Annotated in this window: 21 protein-coding genes; 12 read left to right on the plus strand and 9 right to left on the minus strand. The window is 44.7% G+C overall.

The genetic code is table 11. From position 1 onward, the window contains the following. From IQR33_RS21050 to IQR33_RS21070, 5 genes are all read left to right on the plus strand, one after another. Positions 1–1,191: ABC transporter substrate-binding protein (locus IQR33_RS21050; RefSeq protein WP_193844022.1), on the plus strand; the 1,191-nt coding region annotated here is incomplete at its 5' end. Further along, positions 1,191–2,153 (plus strand): ABC transporter permease, encoded by a 963-nt coding sequence (locus tag IQR33_RS21055; protein ID WP_005378122.1) that lies wholly within the window; start codon positions 1,191–1,193, stop codon positions 2,151–2,153. The genes IQR33_RS21050 and IQR33_RS21055, both read left to right, overlap by 1 nt. After that, the gene (locus IQR33_RS21060; RefSeq protein ID WP_005378123.1) at positions 2,140–3,027 is read left to right on the plus strand and encodes an ABC transporter permease subunit; all 888 of its coding nucleotides are present in this window, start codon (positions 2,140–2,142) and stop codon (positions 3,025–3,027) included. Before IQR33_RS21055 ends, IQR33_RS21060 begins: the two co-directional genes overlap by 14 nt. Continuing rightward, the gene (locus tag IQR33_RS21065; protein ID WP_005378126.1) at positions 3,027–4,022 is read left to right on the plus strand and encodes an oligopeptide/dipeptide ABC transporter ATP-binding protein; all 996 of its coding nucleotides are present in this window, start codon (positions 3,027–3,029) and stop codon (positions 4,020–4,022) included. The genes IQR33_RS21060 and IQR33_RS21065 overlap by 1 nt, the downstream gene beginning before the upstream one ends. Further along, positions 4,019–4,810: an ATP-binding cassette domain-containing protein gene (locus tag IQR33_RS21070; RefSeq protein WP_005393308.1), complete on the plus strand. Its 792-nt coding sequence runs from the start codon at positions 4,019–4,021 to the stop codon at positions 4,808–4,810. Before IQR33_RS21065 ends, IQR33_RS21070 begins: the two co-directional genes overlap by 4 nt. Before the next feature lie 79 nt (positions 4,811–4,889). Here IQR33_RS21070 and IQR33_RS21075 read toward each other — a convergent pair whose 3' ends face one another. Beyond that, positions 4,890–5,279, minus strand: coding sequence for a DUF2750 domain-containing protein (locus IQR33_RS21075; protein ID WP_005378129.1), 390 nt, complete (start codon positions 5,277–5,279; stop codon positions 4,890–4,892). A gap of 68 nt (positions 5,280–5,347) precedes the next feature. After that, positions 5,348–6,253, minus strand: coding sequence for a manganese-dependent inorganic pyrophosphatase (locus IQR33_RS21080; protein ID WP_017634678.1), 906 nt, complete (start codon positions 6,251–6,253; stop codon positions 5,348–5,350). Between the two features lie 186 nt (positions 6,254–6,439). Between IQR33_RS21080 and IQR33_RS21085 the strand changes: the two genes are divergently transcribed. Then, complete coding sequence (locus tag IQR33_RS21085) at positions 6,440–7,654, plus strand: putative manganese transporter (protein ID WP_193837446.1); 1,215 nt, start codon at positions 6,440–6,442, stop codon at positions 7,652–7,654. 77 nt (positions 7,655–7,731) lie between these two features. On the opposite strand, the gene IQR33_RS21090 is transcribed toward IQR33_RS21085, so the two are convergent. The 4 genes from IQR33_RS21090 to torE form a co-directional block, all read right to left on the minus strand. Continuing rightward, positions 7,732–9,471 carry a glycoside hydrolase family 36 protein gene (locus IQR33_RS21090; protein WP_193837447.1) on the minus strand — a complete coding sequence of 580 codons (1,740 nt, stop codon included), beginning with the start codon at positions 9,469–9,471 and terminating at the stop codon, positions 7,732–7,734. Between the two features lie 198 nt (positions 9,472–9,669). After that, positions 9,670–12,132 (minus strand): trimethylamine-N-oxide reductase TorA, encoded by a 2,463-nt coding sequence (gene torA, locus IQR33_RS21095; protein ID WP_193837448.1) that lies wholly within the window; start codon positions 12,130–12,132, stop codon positions 9,670–9,672. Positions 12,133–12,158: 26 nt separating this feature from the next. Continuing rightward, the gene (gene torC, locus IQR33_RS21100; protein WP_005378139.1) at positions 12,159–13,343 is read right to left on the minus strand and encodes a pentaheme c-type cytochrome TorC; all 1,185 of its coding nucleotides are present in this window, start codon (positions 13,341–13,343) and stop codon (positions 12,159–12,161) included. A 50-nt stretch (positions 13,344–13,393) separates the two neighbouring features. Then, positions 13,394–13,573: a trimethylamine N-oxide reductase system protein TorE gene (gene torE, locus IQR33_RS21105; protein ID WP_005378141.1), complete on the minus strand. Its 180-nt coding sequence runs from the start codon at positions 13,571–13,573 to the stop codon at positions 13,394–13,396. Positions 13,574–14,035: 462 nt separating this feature from the next. Here torE and IQR33_RS21110 point away from each other — a divergent pair, with 462 nt between their 5' ends. Next, positions 14,036–14,848, plus strand: a complete 813-nt coding sequence (locus IQR33_RS21110; RefSeq protein ID WP_047100766.1) for an ABC transporter permease — start codon at positions 14,036–14,038, stop codon at positions 14,846–14,848. A 366-nt stretch (positions 14,849–15,214) separates the two neighbouring features. Next, positions 15,215–15,340, plus strand: a complete 126-nt coding sequence (locus tag IQR33_RS35215; RefSeq protein WP_254903806.1) for a hypothetical protein — start codon at positions 15,215–15,217, stop codon at positions 15,338–15,340. Between the two features lie 85 nt (positions 15,341–15,425). Here the strand turns inward: IQR33_RS35215 and focA are convergent, their stop codons facing one another. Further along, positions 15,426–16,286 (minus strand): formate transporter FocA, encoded by an 861-nt coding sequence (focA, locus tag IQR33_RS21115; RefSeq protein WP_054577945.1) that lies wholly within the window; start codon positions 16,284–16,286, stop codon positions 15,426–15,428. A 299-nt stretch (positions 16,287–16,585) separates the two neighbouring features. On the opposite strand from focA, the gene IQR33_RS21120 reads away from it, so the two are divergent. After that, positions 16,586–16,819 carry a TIGR02647 family protein gene (locus tag IQR33_RS21120; RefSeq protein WP_005378148.1) on the plus strand — a complete coding sequence of 78 codons (234 nt, stop codon included), beginning with the start codon at positions 16,586–16,588 and terminating at the stop codon, positions 16,817–16,819. 43 nt (positions 16,820–16,862) lie between these two features. On the opposite strand, the gene IQR33_RS21125 is transcribed toward IQR33_RS21120, so the two are convergent. After that, positions 16,863–17,309, minus strand: coding sequence for a PACE efflux transporter (locus IQR33_RS21125; protein ID WP_005378150.1), 447 nt, complete (start codon positions 17,307–17,309; stop codon positions 16,863–16,865). 89 nt (positions 17,310–17,398) lie between these two features. Here IQR33_RS21125 and IQR33_RS21130 point away from each other — a divergent pair, with 89 nt between their 5' ends. The 3 genes from IQR33_RS21130 to IQR33_RS21140 are packed head-to-tail and all read left to right on the plus strand — an operon-like array spanning position 17,399 to position 19,758. Continuing rightward, complete coding sequence (locus IQR33_RS21130) at positions 17,399–18,277, plus strand: LysR family transcriptional regulator (protein WP_005378151.1); 879 nt, start codon at positions 17,399–17,401, stop codon at positions 18,275–18,277. An 18-nt stretch (positions 18,278–18,295) separates the two neighbouring features. Then, positions 18,296–19,123: an NAD-dependent epimerase/dehydratase family protein gene (locus IQR33_RS21135; protein WP_025766873.1), complete on the plus strand. Its 828-nt coding sequence runs from the start codon at positions 18,296–18,298 to the stop codon at positions 19,121–19,123. Then, positions 19,120–19,758 (plus strand): YdcF family protein, encoded by a 639-nt coding sequence (locus tag IQR33_RS21140; protein WP_104978978.1) that lies wholly within the window; start codon positions 19,120–19,122, stop codon positions 19,756–19,758. The genes IQR33_RS21135 and IQR33_RS21140 overlap by 4 nt, the downstream gene beginning before the upstream one ends. A 60-nt stretch (positions 19,759–19,818) precedes the next feature. On the opposite strand, the gene IQR33_RS21145 is transcribed toward IQR33_RS21140, so the two are convergent. Further along, positions 19,819–20,286: thymidine kinase (locus IQR33_RS21145; RefSeq protein ID WP_193844023.1), on the minus strand; the 468-nt coding region annotated here is incomplete at its 5' end.

Consider the following 20,286-nt stretch of genomic DNA (forward strand, 5'->3'; position numbering starts at 1 on the left):
CCATGGTTTGCAGGGTTAGATTTTCAAAACCTACTCCAAGACGTGGTTGCAATAGATGAGCATACGGTAAGGTTTACGTTATCTCAGCCAAACTTTTCTTTCTTGGCCAATATTGCCACCAGCCATGCGGTTATCTTGTCTGCGGAGTACGGACAGCAATTGGCAGCAAAAGATCATAAAGAAGAAATCGACCAACTTCCTATCGGTACCGGCCCTTATCAATTAAAAGAGTACCAAGTGAACGATTTGATTCGATTAGAGCGTCATTCTAATTACTGGAAGTCACCAGCAAAAATGGAACAAGTGGTGTTCGATATCTCTCACAGAGGCACGGGTACATTAGCTAAACTTTTAAGAAACGAGTGTGACGTACTCTCTTCACCTATTTCGAGCCAAATACCTGTCATTCAAGAAAATGACAACCTTGAGCTGACGGCTACACCAGCTAACAACGTTTCCTTTATTGCGATAAACACAGAAACCACCGCGCTGAGTGATGCTCGAGTTCGCCAAGCTCTTAACTTAGCGATCAACCGTCAAAATATTTTAGATTCGGTTTACTACGGAACTGGCTCCCAAGCTTATACCTTGCTACCACCTAATTCATGGGCTTATCAAAAAGACAGTGTAAAAATTCGTTATGACCGGAATTATGCATTGGCACTACTTCGAGATGCAGGCTACGAAGACGGCCTAGAATTGACCATGTGGATACCACTTGAACCACGTGCTTTTAACCCAAGCCCTCGCAAGACCGCGGAGCTAATCCAAGCGAATTTTGCCGATATTGGGGTTAAATTAACGCTACTTACCGATGATAGGTTTGAACGTGTGGATTTGGAGAACATCAACGATATCGATTTACTTTTAACAGGTTGGATTGGTGATACCGGGGATCCTGACAACTTTTTCCGCCCTTTATTATCTTGCGAGTCTGACCGCGTTGGCCTTAACGTGTCCATGTGGTGTAACGATGACTTCGATTTCTTGCTCGATTTGGCGTTAGAAACTCAAGAACCGCGTTACCGTTTGAACCTATATCGCCAAGCACAGAACATTTTGAATCAAGAGTTCCCGGTTATTCCTCTGGCGCATGGCGTGCAGTTCCGTGTGCACGACAAATCGCTGACAGGCTTCAAATCAAGCCCTTTCAATGCCCAACCGTTTGATAGAGTTGAGAGAATTCACTGATGTTTTGGTATACCGTTCGACGCTTTAACCTATTTATCATCACTTTGATGATCCTTACATTAGTGGGTTTTTCTCTGCTTCGCCTTGACCCTCTCTCGCACTGGGCAAACGTTGATTTTTGGTCTGGCTGGCAAACTTACTTGATCAACCTTTCTCAACTCGATTTTGGCATAAGTAAAAACGGCAATGCGATTTACGACGAGCTCGCCGTTGTATTCCCAGCCACTTTGGAATTGTGTTTCTTTGCCTTTTTGGTGTCCCTTTTGATCGGCATTCCACTTGGAACCGTGGCTGGGATGAAGCAAGGTAAATGGCTCGATACCAGCATTTCATTCATGTCAATGTCTGGTTATTCCGCCCCAATCTTTTGGGTAGCTCTGTTACTTATCATGGTCTTTTCATTGGAATACCAACTCTTTCCCGTTGCGGGACGGTATGATTTACTTTACGAAATTGATCATGTAACCGGGTTTGCCATTATCGACGCATTCATGGCGAAAGGCGAATACCGCGCTCACGCACTGCAAAGCGTTATTGAGCATATGGTACTGCCATGTTTGGTGCTCGCTTTGGCTCCAACCACCCAGGTTGTCGGACTAATGCGCTCCTCGGTAGCGGAAGTGATGAGCCAAAACTACATCCGTGCAGCGAGAATCAAAGGTCTTTCTAACCGCGAAATCGTAACTCAACATGTATTGCGGAATGCGATACCGCCTATCATTCCCAAAGTTGGTGTTCAACTTTCGAGTATGATTACCTTAGCTATCATCACGGAGTCTATTTTTAACTGGCCAGGTATTGGTCGTTGGCTTTTAGATGCGCTAGCAAGCCAAGACTATGCATCTATCCAAGCTGGCGTGATGGTACTTGCGACTTTGGTTCTTACCGCTAACATTCTCTCGGATTTGATTGGCGCGATGATTAACCCTTTAGTTCGAAAGGAATGGTATGCTAACAAATAACGTTTATCAGGAAGAACGCATTCCAACTCAGTTTGAGCGATTTTGGCGAAGCTACCGTGCCAACGGACTAGCCATGTTTGGCTTGTGGTGCTTGGTGTTTATCGTCCTTATTACCATTTTTGCCCCCCTACTTGCACCATTTGACGCCCAAGCACAGTCAGGTGAGTTGCTTGTGCCGCCATCATGGGCCCCAGCAGGAACGGTTGATTACTTTTTGGGGACCGATGACTTAGGTAGAGATATTCTTTCGCGCCTGATTATGGGCTCTCAGCTAACATTTGGCGCTGCTGTCGCCATCACCGCAATTGCTGCCGTTGTAGGCTGTTTAATTGGCGTATTGGCAGGTATGACGAAAGGCTTACTTTCGAGTACTCTCAACCACTTGCTCGATACCGTCATGTCGATCCCGTCGCTCTTATTAGCAATCATTTTTGTGGCATTTCTAGGCTTTGGTGGGTTCAATATTTTACTCGCAATCTGCTTGGCTTTGATTCCGCGTTTTATTCGCTCCGTTTATATCGCAGTCCACACCGAAGTTGAAAAAGACTACATAATGGCAGCACGCCTTGATGGCGCTAATGATTTCTACTTACTGTGGAGTTCAATTCTTCCTAACATTCTGACGGTCATTGCCGCTGAAATCACACTCGCGCTCTCTGCTGCGATTTTAGATATTACGGCACTGGGTTTTCTTGGCCTAGGCGCACAGGCACCAAGCACCGAGTGGGGAGCAATATTAGGTGACTCTGTCGAGCTTATTTATATTGCACCTTGGACAGTGACCCTACCCGGCCTGACCATCATGTTTACTGTTATTACCCTAAACTTAGTAGGTGAAGGTGTACGTCAAGCGCTTAATGCGGGGATCGAATAATGCCGTTGTTAGATATTCGACATTTGACCATTGAGATCGAAACACCTCAAGGGTTGGTCAAAGCCGTTGACCGAATGAGCCTAACTTTGAACGAAGGCGAAATTCGTGGTCTTGTAGGTGAGTCTGGTTCAGGGAAAAGCTTAGTTGCAAAAGCGATTGTCGGGGTAAGTAAAGATAACTGGCGCATCACCGCAGACCGTATGCGCCTTGGCAATATTGACTTGCTTCAGCTTACACCAAAAGAGCGTCGGCGCGTCATTGCTCGTGATATTGCGATGATTTTCCAAGAGCCTTCAACTTGTCTTGACCCTTCAGAGGAAGTCGGGCGTCAATTGATTGAATCCATTCCATCTCGCGCATTTGAAGGGAAATGGTGGGAGCGATTTAAATGGCGTAAAAAACAGGCCATCGCGCTTTTGCATAAAGTGGGTATTAAAGATCACAAGCGTTTAATGGGTAGCTACCCTTATGAACTGACTGATGGTGAGTGTCAAAAAGTCATGATTGCCATGGCGATAGCGACCAAACCAAAGTTGCTGATCGCAGATGAGCCAACCAACGACTTAGACCCGATTACTCAATCGCAAATTTTGCGTCTGTTGAGCCGCATGAACCAACTTAATAACACAACCATTTTGCTTATCGGCCACGACTTAGCGACCATAACACAGTGGGCAGGGCGTATTACGGTAATGTATTGTGGTCAGTCGGTGGAGTCTGCCGATACCAGTAAAATCATTGCGGCACCCAAGCACCCGTACACCGATGCCTTGCTTAAAGCGATGCCTGACTTTAATGATTGGGTACCACACAAGCAAAAACTCCAATCCCTACCGGGCTCGATTCCGCCATTGCAGCATCTGCCTATCGGTTGTCGCCTCGGACCACGTTGCCCGTATGCGCAGAAACAATGTGTAGAAATTCCACACACCAGACGAATTAAGAATCATAAATTTAACTGTCACTTTCCATTGAACACGGAGAAAAAGTCATGAGTGCGTTACTTGAAGTCGATAATTTATCGAAGCAATTTGTTACGCGCTCCCGTCTGTTCAAACGTCAGGTTAATGAGGCAGTTAAACCGGTAAGCTTTACTTTAGAGCCAGGACAAACTATTGGTTTTATTGGTCAAAACGGGTCAGGAAAATCCACACTAGCTCGTATGCTTGCTGGCGTTGTTGAACCAAGCTCCGGAGAGATCCGTGTGAATGGCGAACGATTGGAGCACAAAGATTACGCGACACGCTGCAAGCTCATCCGCATGATTTTCCAAGATCCAAACACATCGTTAAACCCACGAATCCAGATTGGTCGTATTTTAGAAGGTCCGCTAAAGCGAAATACCAACATGCCGCCAGATGCACGCATGCAGCGTGTAAAGAACACCCTGCTCCGCGTAGGATTGCTGCCTGAGCACGCCTATTTTTATCCACAAATGCTAGCTGCCGGTCAAAAACAGCGCGTGTGTTTGGCTCGTGCACTTATTCTTCAACCTTCCATCATTGTCGCTGATGAGGCGTTAAACGGTTTGGATATGGCAATGCGCTCGCAGATCATTAACTTATTCCTCGAGTTGCAAGAAGAGATGGGATTGTCATTTGTGTACGTGTCTCAGCATATTGGCATTGTTAAGCATATTACTGATAAAGTGATGGTGATGCATGAAGGTGAAGTGGTCGAGTTTGGCGAGACCAACCAAGTATTGACTCATCCCGAGCATCCTATTACTCAACGACTAGTCGAAAGCCACTTTTATAAAGCGCCAAGCCATCAAACAAAATAGCTTATCAAAGATGTAATCGTGCAATAAAGAAGCCTGCTTTAACGCAGGCTTCTTTATTGCATGGGTACTAATCAAAAAACTAACGGCGGCTCGCTTGTTTGCGCAGTTCAAAATCAAACTCGTCAGGAAACAATACGACCCCTTCTTCATTTTGATTTGGGAATACAACAATCGATAGCTCGTCATCCTCTAGACCAGAGGTCCAACGGCTGTGCCACTTGTTTAAAGAGATCGCCTCAGGCTCGCAATCTTCCCAATCACCATTCGCCCATTGCAAAGCAAATTCTTCGTTTGGCCATACTGGTACACAATCATCATCTTCTGTATTTAACATGACACAGCCATGTTCGTCTTTCAGAATCCAAACCTTACGATTCGCCACAATCTCTTTTACGCAGTACTTTAAACGTTGCTCTTCGTTGTAGCGATTAATGGTATCCATCTGCTCTTGGGTCAGTTGCTCAGACATATTCGTCTCCTATTTCCCATAGAAAAATGCCCGCAGCTAGGCGGGCATTTAAAGTATATGCTAGAAAATTAAGCTAGCTCAGTTTGAAGCCAAGGCCAACCTTGCTTCTTACGGCTTAGCGTGTTTTCCATCATTAGCATGCCGTCTTTTTCGTGCTTAACAAGCTTCTCAGCCCACTCACCTTTGTATAGAAGACGAGTTTGAGCAGTCGTGATGTCTGTTAGCATTACAGCAGCGAACGCTAGGTTATCTTTCTCACAACGAGATTCTAGGTCTGCTTCTAGTGCTTCGATCATACCGTCAACTTGCTCAAGAGTTGCAAGTTCAACCTGACCAACCACTACGTCACGACCGTTGAATGGGTAACCTTTAAGGTCTTTCTCAACAAGCTCAGCCGCTGATAGACCTTCGATGTTTGTTTTAGCAATTAGAAGATCTTTAGTGAACGCGTCAACATCTTGTACGTCTGCGATTGCCGCTAGTTCAGCAACGGCATCTTTGTCTTTTTGTGTACAAGTTGGAGAAGCAAAACCTACTGTGTCAGATAGAATTGCTGACATCATTAGCTTAGCAATTTGTGGAGTAATCGCGTGACCTTCAATCTTGAACATGTTGAATAGAACAGTGTTGGTACAACCAACAGGCCAGATCCATGCTTCCATTGGGTTTACTGTCATCACGTCACCTAGACGGTGGTGGTCAACAATACCCGCAATTTCAGCTTCTGCGATATCGTCTGGTGCTTGTGCTAGATCTGAGTAATCTACTAGCCAAACGGTCTCACCCGCAACTGATGTGCGAAGCTCAGGAACTTCAGCGCCAGCAACTTCTAGGATGTGCTGAGTTTCACGGTTGATTTCGCCTTGGCGAATTGGCATAGCTTCAACGCCACGCGCTTTTAGAAGTTCAGTTGCAACGAGTGCACTACAAATACTGTCACTGTCTGGGTTCTTATGACCTACAACTAGAATCATGTTTCTTCCTATTCAAGTCAATTTTATACGCCGCCTAATACAGTTAATTAGGGCGTGTTTGCTCACAAAGGCCGATACTTTACCTGATTTCAGAGAGTTTGACACGAAGAAAAGTTCACAATGCTATTGCGAATAAATCTCATTTACATATAATGATAATTATTCCTATTTGCATTTGAGTAAACGATGAACGCGACCCAATTATTACACTCTGCACAACAGTTGTTTCAGCCTACTCAGTTTCGTTTAGCTTATAAGCGATTGCTGATCCCTATCGTCATGCTCATTTTGCTAGGCAATGAAAATACACGTGACGTTGCTGTACAGACGCTATCCGACTCATTCTGGGCGGTGTCATGCTATGTTGCTGCCACATTGGCTATTTATCATTATCTTTCAAACTTTATGTCGAAAACCAATCGAATTACCGAGCTATACCATCGCTCGCGTAATCATCAGGTTTTCTTTGCTTCTTTATTGGGCGCATTGCCTGGCTGTGGTGGCGCTATTGTTGTGACAACGCAATTTATTAGTGGCCGAGTGGGATTTGGTGCGATTGTCGCGGTACTTACTTCAACAATGGGTGACGCTGCCTTTTTACTTCTTGCCGCCAAGCCAAGTGTAGGATTAGGCGTGGTTGGATTAGGCATTATCGTGGGTACTCTTTCAGGGCTGGTCGTTAATGCTTTTCATGCTGATAACTTTCTGCGACCAGAACCAAAAGAAGCACCTCAGACACATGCTTACTGCCAACACCAGACAGACCGACACACACCCCTTGAACAACGTGCAATCAATCTACAAGGCGCATTTTGGAAATGGCTTATTGTGCCTGCTAGTGTCGTTGCTGTGTTAATGTCTTTCCAAATAGATATTAATCAGTTGCTATCTTTAAAAGCCAACACCATTGAATGGCTGGGCGCTATCTTTGCAGTGATCACAATGTCATTATGGGCGATGACAAAAGAACTTGGCGATTATCAGTCAACGGTCTCTGAAGATGAAAAAATAGTGGACTCACACCCGATTCAAAAAGCAGCACAAGATACGAATTTCGTCAGTGCTTGGGTGATCGTTGCTTTTCTGGCGTTTGAGCTGACGACCTATTTTTCTGGACTCGACCTTGTAGAAACCTTTTCTCATTGGGGAATTTGGATGCCATTAGCTGGCCTAGCCATTGGTATGTTGCCTGGTTGTGGTCCGCAAATTTTAGTCACTAGCCTATACATTTCTGGTGCAGCGCCACTTTCTGCGCAACTGGCCAATGCGATTTCTAACGATGGTGACGCCCTATTCCCCGCCATTGCAATGGCACCGAAAGCTGCTTTGGTCGCGACTATTTACTCGTCCATTCCTGCGTTTATTGTTGGATACGGGTATTACTTTTTATTCGAGTTCTAACGCCCAGAGCATCAAAACGAGAAAGGAGCCGCAATAGGCTCCTTTCTTGATCTTGGTATTAGGCGATTTACTTCACGTTATGCTGTAACGATCGCTTTCGCATTGAGCCCTTTATCCACGCTCACCATTAACAACTGGCAAGGTTCTTGGTTTAGCTTTTCCCCTGTCCAGTAATCATACCAGTCCACCGGTTGATCAGACGTCAGCGTAAATTCCATCGCTCCGTAACTCGCATAATTAAACAAACAATGGAGGTCATTCTTCGTCGTTAGTTTTAAAAACGCGTGATTTAAACTCAAAGCGGTAAACTTTGCAGATTGCTGGTTACGTTGTTGACGTAACATGAGCTTAGCCAGTGTCTTCTTAGCAAACGGCGTAATCTCAGGGAGTGGGTCGCCAGACAGCAGCAAACCGCCACTCGCTAATAACACCGTGCGATGAAATTCATACTCTTCTCTGGATGCAGATTGATTAGCTAATGAAGTGAACGTGGCGCAATCCGGGTCAATTTGCCACAATTTTCGATGCTGCCAACTACGGTAAAAGGTTTCTTTGGCTATCTGTTCGAATCGACGACTATGACGCTCTACATCGTCAGAAACACGCATTGCATCCACAAGCCCCAGAGATGGCCACATTGGCGCGTTGCAACCTAAAAGCCAAGCATCACCAGCGCCTTTGGCAATCGCTTCCATTCCTAAGCGATACGCCTCAACGCCTGTAATACCAGATTGTTTACGAACACCTTTTAAGGTGCCCCAATAGTTCGCGTCTAGCTTGAACAACTCAACGCACCACTCTTGTCTCATGACAGAGACTACATTCGTCAGATGGTCTTGTACTTCTGGGTTTGAGGTATCGAGTATGTACCAAGGCGTGCATCGCCAACCACCGTATGTGACATCTTCTGCTTTAAGTAAACCACCATCCTTGTGGCGAACAAACCAATCTGGATGCTGTTTGAAGATCTCCGACTCAGGCTGAGCAATAAAGGGCGCCATCCAAATCGCCGGCTTTTTGCCTTTTGCACGGATACTATGAATGAGCTCTTTTACGCCACCAGAAAACTTATCTGATGGGGTTAACCAATCGCCCATAAAGGCTTGATAGCCATCATCCAGAAGTACCCACTCTAGGTCTTCGAGCTTATCTTGCATGCAATCAACGTTCTGCATGATGTTTTGCTCTGTCACGTCTGCGTAGTACGCGTACCACGAACACCAACCAACAGGCGCATCTTGTGTCACACCTTGGCGAACAGGATGATGCTTTGCAATCATCTCGCCATAGGTTTGATAAAGCTCGGACAGTGATTGACCACAGAGTACCGCCACGGATTCAAGTTGATTACTTTCCCAATCCGCCACTTGAGTCAACTCACCATCAATTGCGGCTGATAAAACCCAATGCCCATCACGCAGTACAACATCAAAATAGCCAGCAAAGCGATGACATGATGTGAAGCCAAATAATGTGTAGCCCGCTGAACCTTCCACCACTAAATAGTTGTAATAACGCTTAGGGGCATCTTTAGGGTAGATTCGATAAGAAGGATTATTGTCTGGGCAGCGACCAATATCAACGGGGTGATTGATCGTTCCCGCCGTTTGCGCCAACATTTGAAAACCATCCCCAATTACGTTGGCCTCGTGCTCGTACAAAAACGGCATTTCGAATAACACTTCACGGTCCGTAAAGGTTTTATTGTGAAGGCCAGCAAAAGAAAAATGTAATTGATTACCTTCGACTTCAACTTGGAAGTCATTGTTACTCACAGTGATCTCAGTGTGATTTGCTAATTGAATGCTCTGAGCCATAAAGAGTCTACTCACTTAATTATTATTGTTTAGCTTGGCGCATTATCTCCTGCTTGTCTCACCCAATTCGTTACCATCATCACGAATACCAGTCTCGTTTAACGTTATGAAGTTACTATTGAGACAACGCTCACTGAAATTTTGATAAAAAAATACCAGCCCTGAGGCTGGTATTTGGATTTATGCAAACTGCACTAATTAAGCAACTTCGATCGGACCACCAAATGAAGTGACTGGCGGCACTTTACCTGTGAACTTCTCGAAGTCTACGATACATGTGTTCGCAGAAGTCGCCTGTGCAAGCTCAGAAGAACCGATGTCTTGCGTTAGCGTGTTAGGATCACCGTAGGTACAGATTGCGCCTTCTTTCTCGTTTAGAGGACCGTACCACGCACCTTCTTCGATACGAATAACGCCACGTGGGTAGCTGTCAGTCAAAACAGCACCAGCTAATAGCTGACCACGACCGTTGAATACACGTACCAAATCACCATCTTTGATGCCTTTTGCTTTGGCATCCGCTGGGTTGATGTAAACCGGCTCACGACCTTGTACCGCGTAAGTCGCGCGGAACTCTTCAGACTCACACATTTGAGAGTGCAGACGCTTATCAGGGTGGCAAGACTGCAACCAGAATGGGTATTTATCTGAACCAGGACCACCGTGTGAACGCTCTGATTTTTCGAACCACATTGGGTGCTCTTGACAGTGTTCGTAACCGTAACGGCCGATCTTACGAGACGTGATCTCGATGAAGCCAGACGGCGTACCTAGTGGATTCAGCTCAGGGTCTTTACGGAAGTCCGCATGACGAACCCAAGGTTTACCTTCACCGAAGTCTAGTACGCTCTTCTCCCAGAACTCGTTGAATTCTGGCATTTCAAACTTACCTTCGTTCGCTTTTTTACAATCGTTGTAAAGGCTTTCGATCCATTCCATCTCACTCATACCACGAGTGTATTCTTCGCGGCGACCAAAACGCTGAGTGAGTTCACTCATGATTTGGAAATCAGGCTTAGATTGGAACAATGGATCAACGAGGCGATGCATCGCAATCAGACCTTTGTTCGAGTATGAACCGTATACGTCGATGTCGTTACGTTCCCATTGCGTACACGCCGGTAGAACGATATCTGAGAAACGACATGTTGCAGTCCAAGCAAACTCGATCGTTACAACCGTTTGAAGTTTGCGGAACGCTTTCTTCATGCGGTTACGATCTTGATGGTGGTGCCATGGGTTACAACCCGAGATAACCATCATCTTGAAGTCTGGCAGTTTCACTTTACCGCCGTTGTAGTTGATCTCTTTGCCAGGTTCTAGCAGACAGTCGATCCAACGTGCAACTGGGATAGTACGACTGTAACCGTTAAAGTCGTTGTTGTCCCACTTCGGTTTCATACCTTGGTCAAGGTTACGAGGGAAACCACCAGGGCCCGCGAAACCAGTAGAAGGCACACCGATACTTGAGTAATGGTGACCGTAAGAGATACCACCGCCAGGTAGACCGATTTGACCAACCATTGCAGCAACCACAGCCGCTGCCCAGTATGGCTGCTCACCGTGCTCTTGACGCTGGATACACCAACCCATTAGGATCTGTGTACGACCGCTGACTAGCATGCGTGCGAATTCACGGATCTTGTCCGCTTTCACGCCACAAATCGCTGCTGCCCATTCAGGCGTCTTCTCTACTTTGTCTTTTGTCTTACCTTGAACGTATTGAATGAACTCTTCAAAGCCTAGACAGTAAGTATCAATGAATTTCTTATCGTACAGGTTTTCGTTGTACAACACGTGTGCCACAGCGAGCATGAACGCTACGTCTGTCAGCGGGTTGATGTACAAGTGATCGTTCTCTAAGTAGCGCTGAGTTTTGTTCTTCACTGGGTCTACAGATAGAACGTTGATCTCACCTTTCGCCACTTTTTCTTTTAGTTGTGCAAGGTACTTAAACGACTCATGCGTTTCACAGTTCCAACCTACTTGAAGGTTTTTCACTGGGTCGTTAGCCCAAAGAACGATGTTGTCAGAGTTTTCTAGGATCTCAGACCAAGACGTACCTTGTGCGTAAACTTCGGTTGAACCTAGCACGTAAGGCATAATGGTTTGGCCTGCACCCGTCGAGTAGTCACCTACTTTCGTGATGAAGTTGCCGTGCATACCCACTGCACGTTGCATGTGCGCGGTACAGTTGTTAAATGAACCCGTTTGGTTCCAACCTGTTTGACCTGCATGCAGCGCCCATGGGCCGTAGTCTTTTTGAATACGTTCTAGCTCACGGTAGAACAAGTCTAGCGCTTCATCCCAAGTTACTCGGATGAAACGGTTGTTACCGCGAGTATCCGCGCTGTATTTGTGTTTCTTCAACCAATCTAGACGAACCATTGGGTAACGAACACGTGAAGGGCTGTAGATAATACCCTTAATGCCGTTCAACATTTCTGTTGGGTTTTTGTCTAGCTCTAGCGGCTTGATCTCTTGAACTTTACCCGCGTAGATGTGGGCGCGGAACGCGCCCCAGTGAGAACCGGTTACTTTCCAAGTACCTGTCGTCTCAATGGCATTTGCAGAGGCGGACGCCAATAAGCTAGGACCAATTACTGACGCTGCACTTGTGGTTGCTACACCTTTAAGAAAACTTCTTCGTGTAATAGCCATTTAAAATTACTCCAATCCGACGCTTATTAGTGGTGACCTTCAGCATAATCTGAAGAGTGTTTCTGTAGATACTTCAAGATCAGTGCTTCACTGTCTGTATCTAGGTTAACGAACGCCAACATACCGTCGAACATACCTGGCCAGGTGTTCGCGTCGAAGTGCGCTTCCGCAGGTTGAGTGTGACATACAGAACAATTGGTCTTGTAGGCTTCACGAGATTTTTCCCAAACAGGATTGATGTCGTTCAGCATAGACTCTTTCTTAATCCATACTTTCGCCGCTACTTTTTCCCAAGGAAGGCCTGTTAGCTCATCCACTTTTTTCTCACCAGTCGTCACAATGTTGCTGTCTGTTGCTGCTTCTTTCATCAGAGACGCAGTCGCAATGTTCTTACCGAAGTCTTCTTGAATTACACGACCAAAACCTTTTGCTTTGCGCCAACCGTCAATTTCGATCTCAACAAACTCGCCTTTGTCTTCAAGAACTTTAACGGTCGATGCAGGATTAAGAAGACCAGCTTCTTTACTGCCTTGCGCATCAAAGTAAATTGGTAGGTGACGAACGCTCACGAGTTGCTGACCAACGCCGTAATCCGTGTTAGAAGTCATACCCTCTAGATCACCCACGATACCGCCAATGCTGTCCATGCCTGCTGGTAGGTTGTGCGCAATACCCTTGTGACAGTCAACACAGCTTTGATCTTTCTCAGCGGCTTGCTTCATTTGGATACGAGCGGTTGGAGACATTTGCTCGAAATCCATCGATTCGTAGTTGTGACAGTTTTTACACTCCAGAGATTTGTTTGCCGAGAAACGATCCCATTCGTGTTTAGCAAGTTCGATACGACGCTCTTCGAACACACCCGGTTCGTCGTAGTTGCCAAATACTTGTGCAAATACTTCTTTGGAAGCTTGCATCTTACGAGCGATCTTATCTGTCCAGTTATGTGGAACGTGACAATCAGGGCAGGTAGCACGAACACCAGAGTGGTTTTTCCAGTGCACCGTTTCTTGTAGCTCAACGTACACGTTGTCACGCATTGTGTGACAACTAATACAGAATTCTTCTGTGTTGGTTGCTTCTAGAGCGGTGTTAAAGCCACCCCAAAAGATAACACCAGCAATAAAGCCGCCCATAGTCAGCACACCTAGGCTGATATGTACAGCTGGGCGCGTCATGGTACGCCACAGTTTAATGATTAATGATTTCATTATTTGCTCTCTTAAAATCTTTTCAAAAGTGTGGTTATGAGCTCACTGGCTTACATGCCGTGCGCGCCTGGAGGTCCAAAGAAGAAGACTTGCAACATCCAAACGATGAACCCGTAGCCGCCAACAAAGGCCACACTCAGAATTGGGAAGAGAACAACTGCAATGAAGAGGAACGACTTCCACTCCAGGGAGCGTTTTTCACCACTCTCAATTTTATTAACATCACTCATACATTTGCCTATTTTGTATCTAGTGTTATTGAAAAGCCCGCGTAACCAAGCTTAAGTTTTTTACAATCTCTAATGGAAAATGTTAGACCATACTAATAGTAGGGTTCAATCAAATAAGCGACCTCAGACCTTGTAATTCAACACTTTTTTGAGCTCATCCAGAGATATGATGGATTGATGTTATTTATTAAAAAACATGAACAGATGTGACAAAATAAGTCTTTTAAGGAGTTGTTAAATAACCAACATTTAAGAAACATCGATCACATTTAAATCGTAATTACCATGCCATAAATCGACTTAAAAACTCCGAAAAAGATAACCACTTGTAAACAGAATGCTGCGTATTAATGTCTAAAATAGCACTCAAGGTTTACTTTAAGAACAGCAAAAAGTGCACATAGTGGTTCATATAAAGGGGAGGCTTAGATACAATTATTCGCGTATTTTCAAGGAGCGATTATGGATAACGTGGTGGATATAAGCTGGGTCAAACTGGCACTGTTTGGTTTGATTTTATTGGTCCCCTTCTTTATCAATGCCCGCTACAAATTAGGGATAGCAAAAGACACCATAATCAGTGTTATCCGAATGACACTTCAGCTCATATTGATTGGCGTGTATTTAGAATATCTTTTTCAATTAAACAGCTTACTTGTCAATATACTTTGGCTTGCCATCATGCTACTGATTGGTGCCAGCTCAATTGCGGGAAAAGCTCGCTTACCTAAAAAACCACTTATGCTTCCGCTACTAACGGGCCTTACCTGTGGTCTAATACCACTTCTGATAGCAATTACAGCAGGCTTAGTGCAACCATCCCCTATTTACAATGCGCAGTACATGATCCCACTTGCTGGTATGTTATTGGGTAACAGCTTGAGTAGTAATATCATCGCTCTTCAGAATTTGTTTACGGCTTTTGAGCAGAGACAAGCAGAATATGAGGCTGCAATCTCACTTGGAGCCTCTCCTCGCTACGCATCCTTCCCCTTCATTCAGGAGGCTCTTAGAAAGTCCCTTGCCCCGACTTTAGCTTCTATGGCCACTACAGGGCTGGTTACCTTACCGGGTATGATGACCGGTCAAATTCTAGGTGGCGCGAGCCCGATGGTTGCGATTAAATACCAGTTAGTAATTATGCTGGCTATTTTCGTTATGTTGAGTGCCTCCGTAACCATAACGTTAGAAATGACACTGCGCTGGGTACAAACCAAAGAAGGCCGAATCAAGATAAAAATCGAGCAACCCGAATCGACCAAAACTCACGGTTAGTTGGCGCTTGTGGGTAAAGCCCGTTAAACAACTTATGTTGCCAAGTCGAACGTACTTATAACTGAATAACTCAACTATTCTTCGAGCACTCATCAAGACGCTTTCAGATGAAAAGTCAGGTAGAATTCTTTTTGATATAAGCCTCTAATTTTATGAAATTTTCTTTGTAAGTTTAGATACGCACGACCTTTGATACAGGTTATCCACAGAAAATGTGGATAAGCCCCCAAAACCTATACGCAACCAGAAACATAGCAACATAAGTGATCAATCGAATCGTCATGCATTGATCACGTGACTGACATGTTCTAATTTTAAAGTAAAGGCAGTGACCACAAACTTGGAGAGACGTACATGGATGTCTTAATGATCAAAGAAAATTACGATGAACTCCTGTCCGATGCACCTCTGGATTGGCTAGTTCAAGAACCAAAGGAAGTAACTTCTCATTGGCTCCCAACCGATTTTGGCATCAACGAAGAGTTGATTTAGCATGACTCGACTTATTTGGCATTTGCAGAGACAAATAAAAAGAAAGGCGAACCATCTGGTTCGCCTTTCTTGTGATCTTCTAAACTTATCGCAAATGGTTATCTTCATCGCGTAGATAAATCATCCAATACCACATGCCAACAAATACGCCACCACCAATAATGTTTCCTATCGTAACAGGAATTAGGTTGTTTACGATGAACCCCATCATGTTTAAGTCCGCGTAGTTTGCAATATCTACCCCTGTCATTTGCCAAAACGCTTCTGGCGCAAAGTACTTAATACCAATCGCCATAGGAACTTGGAACATATTCGCAATACAGTGCTCAAAACCTGCCGACACGAACATAGCCACAGGCAAAATCATGACCGCTATTTTATCTGTCAATGTTCGCCCACTAAACGTCATCCAAACTGCAATACAAACTAATACGTTACACATAATGCCAAGCGCAACAGCAGCAAAGAAACCATGATGTAATTTGTGTTGGGAGATCGCCATCGCGTTAAGACCAACTTGGCCATGATCAAACATATATTGCTTGGTAACTAGCATACAGGCCACGAGCAAAATGGCCCCAACCATATTGCCAAAGTAAACCACCAACCAGTTTTTGATAAGTGCTTGCCAAGAGATTTTTCCACTCGCACGCGCAACTAGTGTTAGCACAGAGCTAGTGAAAAGCTCGCCGCCAGTAACCACCACCAAAATCAAACCAAGGCTAAATGCCAGACCACCAATGAGTCGTGTAATGCCCCAAGGCAGCTCGCCTGCGCCTGTCGTTACTGTGGTATAGAAGATGAAAGCAATACCAATATGAAGCCCCGCAGAAATGGCGAGCAGAAAAGATTTGATTGGAGCTTTCGTTGCTTTGCCTACCCCCACTTCAGCCGCGCGTTCCGCAGCTTGTGGCGGTAATAGTGAGTCAAACTGATTAAAGTTCATTCTGGTGTAACATTTAGAAACATTTAAAGAGGCGCGGATAATCGCTCTATTTCCCTATTTTTTCAAGTGCTATTTGGCGTGTTTACTAAAATCGTTGTTATTGGGAGATCAAGCAATAAATAGCGCCTATCATTCGCTACCGTAAGTATCATTGATACTTAACAAGTATTCGGCCTTTCGAACAAAGATCCTGCGTTATATCAGCCTGATAGCGCCATACTTAACACTTCTTGTCGTTGAATGTTGCCCAACGCTACTTTTCAGACTAGCTTGGTAAAAAAAGCGCAAAGGAATCATTTATGAAATATTCAGCTGAACATATCGCCGAATTGAATCTACTTCTTCAGTTCGACCTAAGTAGTGCTGCAACTGGTATTAAAGTTCATACAGACGCGTCAGAAGAAATGCAGGCAGCCGTTGCTCGTCTATATGAGAAGCAACTTTGTACACAGCCTGACGGTGGTTATCTAACAGACGAAGGCATTGAAGTTGCAGAACATGCAGATAAGATTTTAAGAGTTTTGTCTGTGTAATTTGAACAAAAAACGCCACCGAACTCGGTGGCGTTTTTTAGTCCTATATTTTTCCTGTCGATGCCTGCGGCAATAATCGCTTTTTCATTTTGCTAAATGGTTGAACCTTGTCATACAACCAGTTAAAACCAGTAGCATAAAATAGGAAGAAAACGAGGAAGCCGGCTTCCAGCATCAGAGCTTGAAGAAGCGTAATTTCTAAGAACCAGGCAATCACAGGTAGAGAGATAAAGATCAATCCTCCCTCGAAACCAACAGTGTGTCCAAGCCGCATCGCTAAACTTCGCTCAGCTCGATTGCCACCAAACCACTTATCAAAGTACAAGTTGTAGATGTAGTTCCATATCACGGTATACATGCTCAACCCGACCCCAACCAACGCAAGATCACTAGAGCCCTTTCCAGTGATCAATGAAGCCGCTGGTACAATAATCGCGAGTGCGATTAACTCAAAAAGTACTGCATGAAAAATTCGTTCGTTACGAGTCATATTTCTCTGTCCAAATAGTTCTACTCAATGCTTAGAATTTTATCTATTATTTAGATAACCAAAAGTTAGATACCATCGGTTTAAGCGATATGTTTACCATCGAACAACTGCAAGCTTTTATTGCTACATCAGAAGCAGGATCATTTTCAGGAGCAGCTAGAAAACTGGGGCGAGCTCAATCTGTAGTGAGCCAGCACATCATGAATATGGAGATCGACTGTGGCGTTGAGCTTTTTGATCGATCAGGCAGGTACCCTAAATTAACTGAGAATGGCCTCGCGCTCGTACCTTATGCACAAGCAACAATCAGCCAACTCGACCGCCTAAACAATAGGGCATCGCAGCTCTTTTCCACGCCAACGAACAAATTAGTCTTAGCTATTGATGAAGGGATTCCTCTGACTCGCTTGCCGGATGTGCTAAAGAAGTTAGAGCAACGCTTTCCACACTTACAAGTTGAATGCTTAACGGCATCAAGCCCTGATATCATTGAATTGGTTAAGTCGGAACGCGCCACGACTGGGATTATTTTGAGTGATTTACAAATGCCAAGGCACATCGATTTCACCAATCTTGGCAATATTGCATTTGATGTCTATGTCTCTTCAACGCATCCTTTAGCAAAGCAGCAAATCACTCACATTGATCAACTAAAACAACATCGTCAATTGGTCATACGATCCAAAAGTGCAGAGCCATGTGGTCTCAATCAAGCATTTAGCCCAGATATCTGGTACGCTGATAACTACTATATTTTGTTGGAATTGGCGAATAAAGGGTTTGGTTGGTGCTTTCTACCACAGCATTTAGTCGCGTATTCACCTAATACATTAAAAAAAGTTGGGGATGATTTCACAAAACTGGCTTGGCAAGTCAATGTTGACCTTATTCAGCACCAGAAATGGCATTCAGATCCCCTCCATCAACAAGCCAAAGCAGAACTGCTCAACCTATTCGGGCAGACATAAGTAAGTAGGAAGACCCAAATGGCAAATACATTGATCGTAGGTGCAGGCTGGCTCGGAACTCCGCTAGCAGAAACATTGATGAAAGATGGACACTATGTTGTCGTCACTCGTCGTAGCCAAACTCGATTAAAAGAGTTACCCACCTCATTAACTCACTCCGCATTGTTCGATTTCAATCAATTGAACGCCACAGCACGGCTAGATGAGCTGCTCAAACAGCATCAAATTACGCACGTTATCGGTGCTTTTCCTCCAGGATTTCGTAAAGGACGCGGTCAAGAATATGCACAGCAATGGCAAATACTTGCCAACGCAGCTAAGCAAAACAACGTTGAAAAACTTCTCATGATCAGCTCTACCACGGTTTACCCTAACCTTGCTTCCGATATGGAAGAAGCTGACGCGTCACTCTCTTTAGCAGCCGAAAGCCCTTATTTCTCTGACAATGCACGTATTATGCTTCAAGCAGAGCAGCATGTTATCGACTCGAATATTAACTTTGTTATTCTACGTTGTAGCGGATTAATCGGGCCAGATAGACACCCATCTCGCTTTGCAGCAAGGCTTCAACAAGTTAGTCGTAAAGCACCAGCTAATATGCTTCATCAAGATGATGCTGTCTCGGCTGCGAAATTTGCCTTAGGCAATTTAAGCAACCAAGTCATTAACGTTACGACACCTCATACTGTCAGCAAGGCTGAGTTCTACCAAGCTGCCATAAACAAAATCGGAAGTGAGATACCTCTTCCACCCGTCACAGAGCAAGCTGACAAGCGTATTCTTGCTGACAAACTACTCTCACTTGGTTATCGATTTCACTTCAATTCAACTTTGGATGCGCTATGAGACTCTATAGACATATAGAAACGCTTTGGGATTACATGCAACTCAAACATAAACTGAAGCCTGCGGACTGTTTGTTTGTGATGTGCAGTAATGATGTGCGTGTAGCGGAGCACGCTGCCAAGCTCTACCACCAAAAGTTGGCACCTTTGATTGTATTTTCAGGGGGTGAAGGTCGCTTCACAGATGGACTGTTTGAAAAAAGCGAAGCAGAAACCTTTGCCGAGATTGCAAAGATGTCGGGCGTTCCAAGTGAAGCAATTTTGCTCGAAACTGAATCCACAAACAGTGGAGAAAATGTTCGCTTTACTGAGCAACGATTAAAAGAGGAAGGAAAACAGTGTTCCTCGTTTATTCTGGTACAAAAACCGTTTATGGAGCGTAGAGCAATCGCGACATTTGAAAAACAGTGGCAGTCACCCTACACTCAGCTCCAAGTAAGCTCTGCGGCTCTTCCATTTTTTGAATACATTAATGAAGACATGCCATTAATGATGGTGCTAGAAGCACTAATGGAAGATTTCTCTCGCGTAAAAAGCTATCCAGAGAAAGGATTTCAAACCGAGCAGAACATCCCTCAGCAAGTCGAATCTTCTTACCAGGTTTTACTCGAGCGGTTTGGTTTTGACTTAGTCTAACTTTTTCTAACCGACAACAAAAAGCCACCAAGTTCGGTGGCTTTTCTGTATCAATACGGCTTATTTACCGAGTGCTTCTTTGTAATGTTGGCGGCATACGGAGACATACTTATCGTTACCGCCGATCGCAACTTGATCGCCTTCTTTAATTGCCACGCCGTGTTCATCGGTACGAATAACCATATTCGCTTTGCGGCCGCAATGGCAGATTGTTTTGAGCTCAACCAGCTTGTCTGCCCAAGATAATAGATACTTACTGCCTTCAAAAAGTTCGCCTAGAAAATCGGTGCGAAGGCCGTAACACAATACTGGAATATGCAACTTATCAACGACTTCAGTAAGTTGATAAACTTGTTCTTTCGACAAGAACTGACACTCATCAACAAGAATACAGTGACGTTTTTCAACCTCATTCAGAGCTGCGATCTCCTGATACAAATTGGTATCCTGACGAAATAAATGTGCGTCAGATTGAAGACCAATACGAGAGCTCACTTTACCGACACCAAAACGATCATCTAGCGCAGC

This window comes from Vibrio sp. OPT46, assembly GCF_015163535.1.
GTDB lineage: Bacteria > Pseudomonadota > Gammaproteobacteria > Enterobacterales > Vibrionaceae > Vibrio > Vibrio alginolyticus.